Here is a 1,840-nt window from a genome sequence, read left to right as displayed (position 1 = left end):
ATAATCGTTCTCATATTTACACGCCGCAAACGCTGTATTTAATTGCAGATCATATTGATGTCTCAGAGAGCGAATTGACTTATGGTGGTTTAGACTTTCAAAGCACCAATGCTCTTGATATTCACAATGCGCGGCTCCAAGCCGTGACAGATGAGGGGGGGACTGGAGATATTCTCTTTATTGCTCCAAGCGTTATGGTGGATAAGGCAACTTCTGTTTTAGCGGCACGAGATTTCGTGATCAAAACGGGGGAGCTTGGAAATAGCGGTCAATTGGCATCGGGGCAGGATTTAGCTTTTAGCGTGACGGGCAATGTGACCAACAGCAAAACGGGCTTAATTTATGTGAAGGGCAATGGTGCTTTACAAGTTGATGGGGCTTTGTTGAATGATTTTGGCACCATAATGGCAGAAGGTGATTTATCTTTTACCAATGCGGCTGGCAGCGGAAAAAGTCTTTCCCTTGTTAACAAAGCAGGCTTTATTCAAGCTGGTGGAAACTTAAATATCCAAACCAACACCCTGAAAAACGAAGCTGATAGCACGCCTGTCATCACAGAAAAAACCGAATATAGCGATATTTCATTCGAAAAACCAGAGGGTTATTATTTACTCAATGAACGGAATTTATATCACGATATGGGCTGGGATCGTTGGGGTAGTGGAAGTCTTTCTGATAGAGAGTTTGGGTTTGAAGGTCCCCGAGACTTTCTGTTTGATTGGCAACTTTGGAATAACAAAGAAGGAACCTATGGCACCGCAATTTCAAGCGATGGAACAGTCTATAAGGCTTTTACTTGGGAATATGACAAGACAAACAGTAATATAGAACGCTATCAATGGAATAATTGGTCACATATGACAGAAAAGACTGTAACACAAGCATTTTCGCATAAACCAACTGTTTCGGGGGTAATACAATCTAGTGGCAATCTCATCATTAATGCTGATACCATTGACAACCATTATAGCACTATAAAAGCGGGGGGAAATGCCGATATCCACGCTGGTGTGCTGACCAATCTGGGTGTAACGGCTTATAAAAAAACCTTTATGAGTTGTAATGCCAATACGCAGAATGGTTATTGTTATGGCTATAAAGCTGATGGAAGCCGCGATGTTTCTTTAGATATAGCCGGTGGCAAATTTCGTCATATCCGCTCAGAAGCTTTGGAGAGCGTTCCTGGTCTTGTCCAAGCGGGCGGCACTTTAAATCTGGTGGTCGATCAACCCAATAACACGGCAGCGGAAGGTTCGATTACAGGGGATGCACATTTTAAAGCACAAGCAGTTGAAGGCAATCCACTGGAGTCCTTAAGTGGTTTAACTGGGGCTGGCGCTCTCTTTACACCAAAAGTCGATCTCAATAATGCGGGGGAACTTTCTGAGGGGCTCCCTTTACCAAAGCCCCAATCGGGTGGGGTTGGGGGCACGCTACCCAATCAAAATTTCATTTATGAAACGCGGGCAGAATTTCTTGATGTCGGCAAGTTTTATGGCTCAGCCTATTATTTGAACAGAATTGGTTACAATCCTGACAGAGAGATTTTTTTCTTAGGCGATGCTTATTTCGAAAAGGAATTGATTGAAAAACAAATGCGTGATCTTGTGGGGCAAGGTTTGGGCAAAGGTTCCTTTATTCCTGGAAGTGATGCCATTGAACAAGTCAAAACCTTGCTGGATGTCGGGGCAGACTATGCAAAAGCCCACAATCTCCCCTTTGGTGAGGCTTTGAGTGAAGAACAATTGGCGTCCCTAGAAGCTCCGATGGTGATTTATGTGCGCCAACAGGTCAAGGGCATGGATGTTTATGCACCGGTGCTTTACATCCCTGAAAAAGA

At 43.9% G+C, this 1,840-nt stretch carries 1 pseudogene; it reads left to right on the top strand.

Annotated features, from left to right (window positions below):
• A pseudogene (locus ACFILZ_RS09670) lies at nt 1-1,840 on the top strand (filamentous hemagglutinin); the annotation flags it as partial.

It is taken from the genome of Bartonella sp. AP40SXNS (genome assembly GCF_042195825.1).
Classification (GTDB): domain Bacteria; phylum Pseudomonadota; class Alphaproteobacteria; order Rhizobiales; family Rhizobiaceae; genus Bartonella.
This window is presented reverse-complemented; position numbering and strand designations above follow the sequence as displayed.